At 37.4% G+C, this 6,953-nt stretch carries 7 protein-coding genes; 6 read left to right on the top strand and 1 reads right to left on the bottom strand.

All coding sequences use genetic code 11. From position 1 onward, the window contains the following. The 6 genes from ACR2MV_RS12065 to ACR2MV_RS12040 form a co-directional block, all read left to right on the top strand. On the top strand, window positions 1–816 hold an 816-nt coding region (locus tag ACR2MV_RS12065), incomplete at its 5' end, for a transporter (protein ID WP_434022172.1). Window positions 817–825: 9 nt separating this feature from the next. Beyond that, window positions 826–1,947 (top strand): GTP cyclohydrolase, encoded by a 1,122-nt coding sequence (locus tag ACR2MV_RS12060; protein WP_434022171.1) that lies wholly within the window; start codon window positions 826–828, stop codon window positions 1,945–1,947. 66 nt (window positions 1,948–2,013) lie between these two features. After that, the gene (locus ACR2MV_RS12055) at window positions 2,014–2,721 is read left to right on the top strand and encodes a 16S rRNA (uracil(1498)-N(3))-methyltransferase (RefSeq protein ID WP_434022170.1); all 708 of its coding nucleotides are present in this window, start codon (window positions 2,014–2,016) and stop codon (window positions 2,719–2,721) included. 14 nt (window positions 2,722–2,735) lie between these two features. Next, window positions 2,736–3,410 (top strand): DUF4159 domain-containing protein, encoded by a 675-nt coding sequence (locus ACR2MV_RS12050; RefSeq protein ID WP_434022169.1) that lies wholly within the window; start codon window positions 2,736–2,738, stop codon window positions 3,408–3,410. Continuing rightward, complete coding sequence (locus tag ACR2MV_RS12045) at window positions 3,394–4,332, top strand: bile acid:sodium symporter family protein (RefSeq protein WP_434022168.1); 939 nt, start codon at window positions 3,394–3,396, stop codon at window positions 4,330–4,332. The genes ACR2MV_RS12050 and ACR2MV_RS12045 overlap by 17 nt, the downstream gene beginning before the upstream one ends. Continuing rightward, window positions 4,329–5,342 (top strand): lysophospholipid acyltransferase family protein, encoded by a 1,014-nt coding sequence (locus ACR2MV_RS12040; RefSeq protein WP_434022167.1) that lies wholly within the window; start codon window positions 4,329–4,331, stop codon window positions 5,340–5,342. The genes ACR2MV_RS12045 and ACR2MV_RS12040 overlap by 4 nt, the downstream gene beginning before the upstream one ends. Before the next feature lie 6 nt (window positions 5,343–5,348). On the opposite strand, the gene ACR2MV_RS12035 is transcribed toward ACR2MV_RS12040, so the two are convergent. Then, window positions 5,349–6,953, bottom strand: a 1,605-nt coding sequence (locus ACR2MV_RS12035; RefSeq protein WP_434022166.1) for a serine hydrolase domain-containing protein, incomplete at its 5' end; no start/stop codon positions are given.

Here is a 6,953-nt window from a genome sequence, read left to right as displayed (position 1 = left end):
TTTAGCAAATTGACAATAGGTGCAAAATACATGCTCTACAAACCTGAATATGCGGATAAATCAAAAGAAATCAGAAGTTGGAAAGCAAGGCATAGTTTTGATAAAAGAAGATTGATTCCCGCGGTAGGAGTCTATGCTGGTTTAAACACGAATTTACTAACTGAATTACATAAAAATCCTGAAGGGGTGAGTCCCCGATTTGGGATCTATACGCAAAACGATCTTTCTGACCGACTGATCGTCTTGTTAAATTTAATTTCGGATAAGGCCTTTACCAACGAAGCGGAAAATTCCTATATCATTACCGTTACCTATACCTTGCATGAAAACTGGTCGATCTTTGGCGAAAATCAAGGTTTTTTCAGAAAGAATGTACCGAACGACTTTCAATTTGGAGCCGGAGGTGCTTATTTGATCAATCCTAATATGCAGGCGGATCTTTCTGCCAGAATGATTTTTGACGAACGTGGAGACAATACCTATATCATTGGAGGTGGAATCTCCTGGAGGCTAGACAAACACCAGGACAAGGTAATTGTTGGTGAGGTGGACAATGGAGATGACAGCATGATGCCTAAAGAAAAGAAAAGCTTTTGGAATACCATAACTTTTGGTCTTTTTGCAGGAAACAAATCATCCAGTGGTGGAGACATGAGACAGGTAAAGACCTCTAAAGCCAAGACCAGGACCATCGAAGCCCCTGTGAATAAAAAAGCTCAGAAAGCCAGAAAGAAACAAAATGACCGCATGGTGAAGGAGCAAAAGAAAAAAGAAAAAGCTCAAAAAAAATACAATAAAAAATCTGAAAACAATTAATTTTGTCGAATGATAAAAATCCAGGAGATTTCGACAAAAAAGGAGTTGAAACAATTTGTTAAATTCCCTTTTTCCTTATATAAAGACAATAAATTTTGGGTTCCTCCTATTATTAGTGAAGAAATCGCAAGTTTTGACAAGACTGAAAACCCGGTATTTGAACATGCCGATGCCCGCTTATTTTTAGCATTTAAGGAGGGGCGAATCGTTGGGAGAATTGCCGCAATCATCAACCATCTGGAAATTGACATCCAAAAAGTTCCAAGAATGCGCTTCGGCTGGATGGACTTTATTGACGATCTTGAAGTCAGTAAAGCACTTCTTGATACCATTTATGAGATTGGCAAAAAAGAAAAGTTAGAATTTATAGAAGGTCCTTTAGGATTTTCAAATCTTGATAAAGTTGGGGTCTTAACAGAAGGATTTGATATTGTGAGCACCATGATTACCTGGTATAATTACCCATATTACTTTGAACATTATAAAGAATATGGTCTGGTTCCCAATCAAAAATTCATCGAAACCAAATTTTTAATGAAGGATGTCGGTATCAAAAAATATCGCAGATATGCCTCCATTGTAAGAGAAAGATACAAGCTCAAAGCCATCAATTTCAGGTCTACCAAAGAAGTGTTACCCTATGTAGAAGAAATGTTTGCACTTTTTAATAAGGCCTATGCGGATCTTTCTTCCTTTGTACCGGTGAGCGACAAACAAATTGCCTATTTAAAAAGGAAGTTCATTAGTTTTATCAACCCTGAATATATCAAATTCATTGTTGATGAGCAGGGAAAATTAGTCACCTTCTCGATTACCATGCCTTCATTTGCAAGAGCCTTGCAAAAAGCCAATGGTAAACTATTTCCTACAGGATTTATGCACCTGTTAAAGGCAAAGAAACATTCCAAATCATCCGTGTTCTTTTTAATCGGGATCTTACCGGAATATCAAAAGAAAGGTGTTACTGCCATTGTTTTTGACGAATTTTTCAAAACATACCAGGAAAAAGGTGTCACCGAAATGATTATTACACCGGAGCTTGAAGAAAATAAAGACATTCAGCTAATTTGGAAAAATTTTAAACCGATCATCTATAAAAGAAGGTGTACGATGAGAAAAGATATCGTTTAGTTTCTATTGGTCCATGTTTTAAAGTCGGCAGAATTAATTACATTTAGCCTTGTCTTTCATTCGCTTATGCAACTTTTTTATAACCCTGATATACATATTGATCTTAAGACCCTGCAATTCAACAAAGAAGAGAGCAGGCATATTGTCAAAGTTCTGCGAAAAACAGCAGGGGACACATTGCATATCACCGATGGAAAAGGAACATTGTTTAAAGTTGAAATTCTTCAGGCACATGACAAAAAATGTCTGGTTTCGGTAAAAGCATCTGAAAAAAAGGATAAAGCATGGAATTATCACTTGCATATTGCGATTGCACCCACAAAAATGAATGACCGTTTCGAATGGTTTCTTGAAAAAGCAACGGAAATTGGCATTGACGAAATTACCCCTCTCATCTGTGATCATTCTGAAAGAAGGCAGGTAAAAATAGAACGCCTGGAAAAAGTCATTGTGTCTGCCATGAAGCAATCTTTAAAATTTCAAAAACCTGTTTTAAATAAAGCGCTGAGCTACACAGAGTTTATTGCTAAAAAGGAATGGGATCTCGGACTCATCGCACACTGTGAGGATGGTGACAAAAAAAATTTAAAAACCTATTTTCCAAACCAGAAAAGAATATTGATTCTTATCGGACCGGAAGGAGATTTTTCTCCTATGGAAATAGAAGCCGCTTTAAAAAGTGATATAAATCCTGTTACGCTGGGAGAAAACAGATTGCGAACTGAGACTGCTGGCGTGGTTGCCTGCACCACTGTTTCACTCCTGAATGAATAAAGATAGATACTTGTATGAGCATTAAAATCAACTTAAATGGCAGGAACAATCGGGCTCAATGGATATGTCTGATCATTCTATTTATAATGAATCAGGCGCAGGCCCAGGAAGTTGGTATTTTAAAATATGATGGAGGTGGCGATTGGTATGCCAACCCCACCGCCGTGCCCAACTTGATCCAGTTTTGCAACGAAAGCATTGGCACGCAGCTTTCAAAAAAGCCAAAAAATGTAGAAACACAGAGCAAGGATATTTTTAATTACCCTATCGTTTTCCTAACAGGACATGGCAATGTATATTTCTCAGATGCTGCCAGTGAAAATTTAAGAAATTATCTGGTTTCAGGAGGTTTCCTTCATATATCAGACAATTATGGCCTCGACGAATTTATTCGGAAAGAAATGAAAAAAGTTTTTCCTGAACTTGAATTTCAGGAAATACCTTATGACCATGCAATATACCATCAGAAATTTAATTTTAGTACCTTACCAAAAATTCATGAACACGACCAAGCCTCAGCTCAGGGTTTTGGTCTTTTTTATGAAGGTAGATTGATCTGCTTTTACGATTTTGAAAGTGACCTCAGTGACGGATGGGAAGATGAAATAGTGCACAACAACCCTCCTGAAGTAAGGCGCAAGGCACTTCAAATGGGAGCAAACATTATTTCATATGCCTTTAAAAATTGATGAAACACCTATGCTCAATTCAATAGATAGTATACAGATACATTTTAATTCTGACAACCTGTGGGTTGTTAACCTCACATTATCACTGGTCATGTTTGGAGTGGCTCTGGACATAAAGATATCTGATTTTACCAACCTGTTAAAATCACCAAAACCAGTGATCGTTGGAATCATATCGCAGTTTTTATTAATTCCCCTGGTCACCTTTTTAATGATTATCATCATTCAGCCCTATCCCAGTATCGCACTGGGCATGATGATGGTAGCAGCATGTCCTGGAGGAAATATTTCAAACTTCATGACCAAACTAGCAGGTGGAAATACTGCGCTCTCAGTGAGTTTAACCGCTTTTGCTTCTTTGGCAGCATTGATCATGACACCGTTGAATTTTGCTATATGGGGCAGTTTCTATGAGCCGACCGCAGAAATTCTAAAATCAGTAAAAGTGGCACCAGCCGAGGTGGCTCGATTTGTATTGCTTATCTTGGGGATTCCACTCGTAATTGGTATGGTGATTAATAATTACCATCCAAATTTTGCTTCGAAAGTTTCCCGTTTTTTAAAGCCAGTCTCGATCTTAATTTTTCTTGCCTTTATTGCTGGCGCATTCTATAATAACCTGGATATTTTTATGGAACATATCCATTATGTTTTTGCCATTGTCATTGCCCATAACAGCCTGTTATTATTAGTTGGATTTTACGTTGCCCGAATCAATAAACTCAGCTATCTGAACCAAAAAACATTGTGTATAGAAACCGGAATTCAAAATTCCGGCCTGGGTCTGTTACTGGTTTTCAGTTTTTTCGATGGTTTAGGAGGTATGGCCTTATTGGTTGCTTTTTGGGCCATTTGGGACATCCTATCCGGCCTTTTAATTGCCTTTTTCTGGTCTGACAAAAAGAAAACTCGCATCGCATGAAAAAACTCTGGTACTTATTTGTTAAATACTACATGCGGACCGGTTTTACTTTTTATTTTAAAAAGGTACAAGTGAGTGGCACTGAAAATGTGCCAAAAAACACTTCTATATTATTCGTCGCAAATCACCAAAACGCCCTTATTGACCCCCTCCTGATTGGGGCTTATACACCAAGAGAATTAAATTTTTTAACCCGCTCAGATGTTTTCAGCACCCCTTTGATCAGGGCCTTGTTATATTCTGTGAATATGCTGCCCATTTATAGAATTAAAGATGGAATTGACAGCCTTTCTAAAAATGAAGAAGTTTTTCAAAAGTGTTATTCAATTTTAAACAAACAAGGAACACTGTTGATTTTTCCTGAAGGAAATCACAATATTAAAAGACGTTTAAGAATCCTTAGCAAGGGATTTACCAGAATTGTTTCTGGAGCGCTGGAAAAAAAACCTGATGAGGACGTATATGTTTTACCTATTGGCATTAATTATACCAATGCAAGAAAATATGGTTCAAGCGTTCATATTATCTATGGCAAGCCAATCAAGGCAACAAAAGACAACCTTACCAATCAGAACAACGGAATCAAAACCGAAGTAAGCAATGCTCTCAAAAAAATAATTACGCAAATCGATGACCTCGAAAATTACGATGAGATTGAGCAATCTTTCAGCGAAGAGGAATTTATGGATCCAATTGCAGTCAACCAGAAACTACAAAAGCTACAAGCACCTTTTGTAAAACAAGATAGGCAACAAAGTCAGTTTAATTTTTTGACACCTTTTATGAAGGTCAATAGTTTTTTACCCTTGTTGTTTTGGAATTATTTTAATCCGAAAATCGGAGAGGTTGAATTTATCTCCACCTTTCGATTTACGATCGGAATTACCCTATTCCCTATTACCTATATCATACAGTCCTTTGTTCTGTCTTATTTTTTCGGAAGCACAGTTGGGATGATATACCTTATTATCAGTTTTCTACTGGCCTATTTATTTGTCAAATCAAAATAAGCAATCTTAGTCAATAATCGATTCTTGTATCAATTGTTGAACCACAGTTCTGATATCAGCATCTCCCAGTTTATTATTCTCTCTGGTGGGATAAACTCTATTAGATAAAAACACGTATACAATTTCAGTTTCAGGATCTGCAAAGGTATAGGTACCTGTATAACCACTATGCCCAAAACTTTTAAAGGAAACACATCCGCAGGTAGCCATAGATTGATCCAGTTGAGGCTTGTCAAAACCCAAGCCTCTTCGAACACCTTTTTCCTCAAAATAACGTCGGTTAAACTTATCAAATGATTCCGGTTTAAAATAACTCTCTCCTCCATAATACCCTTTTTGAAGGTACATCTGCATCATTTTAGCTACATCATTGGAAGTCCCGAACAACCCGGCATTTCCACTAACCCCTCCCATCATGGCTGCACCTTCATCATGTACTGTCCCATGCAACAACTGATGCCTAAAAAACTCATCATTTTCTGTAGGCACAATCCTTGATTTAGGGAACTTATTTAAGGGATTATAGCCTAAGGTAGAGGCACCTAAGGGTCCATAAAAGTATTTCTGATTCAATTGATCAAGTGGCTCCTCATAAACTGTTTCCAGATACCCCTTAAACAGATAAAAAGGCAAACCGCTGTATTTGTATTCCAATTCTTCTCGCTGGGGCGCCTCTGCAATTAACTTATAAATTGTATCGAGGTAATCTGTTCTGAGGTAAAGATCCTCGGCCACCTTAATACTGTACTTACTTGAGGTAGTCTGACTGAAATACTCCTTTTTCGGAGTATTGTCCTTCCCTTCGACCATGGTGACATAATAAGGGATGTAGGGCTTTAATTTTGCATAATGAGCCAAAGCCTCCCTGACAGTTACAGTATCTTTATTACTCTCCTTTAAAACTGGCATGATATCACCCAACTGAGAATCTAAATCAAATTTCCCGGCTTCTTCCGCCTTTATGATCATCGGAAGACCTCCTAAAATTTTAGTCACGGAAGCCAGATCATAGATGCTTTTATTATCTACTTTTTTTTTTTCGTCATAGGTATAATACCCATAACTTTTTCTGTATACGACCTTTCCATATCTCGCCACCAGAACCTGCATGCCTGGAGCCATTGCCGAATCGATGACCAATTCAGCAACAGAATCAATCCTTTGAAGTTTTTTTATATCCATTCCTACATCCTCTGGTATTGAGTATCCCAATCGATCAATACTGGCAAGCTGTAGCCCAAAACCTGCTTTAAAATCATCTTTTATATTCACAGGTAAAACACCTTTGATATCCAGAGCTCCAAAAATCATCTGTGCAGACACATCCTGAGATAAAGGGGTATTCTGGTATGATATAATTATCCCGTCAATATTTTCAAAAGATTTGATCTTCAACAAGCTATAAGGGCTGGCAAATACATCCAAAATCACTTTGTGATTCTTTGCTATTTCTTGAAGGATCAGCAATTCATCATCATCGATCTTATAGTTGGCATAGGCTCCAAGACTTGTGTGAAAACTAATGATTACCGTCTCATAACCCTTTAGTTTTTTTGAAAATTCGGAAATACTACTTCCCTTGATCACATCAACCTTGGTATAGTCTTGTAA

It is taken from the genome of Lutimonas sp. (assembly GCF_051011215.1).
Classification (GTDB): domain Bacteria; phylum Bacteroidota; class Bacteroidia; order Flavobacteriales; family Flavobacteriaceae; genus Lutimonas.
Note: the sequence above shows the minus strand (reverse complement) of the source record. Positions and strands in the feature narration are given on the sequence as shown.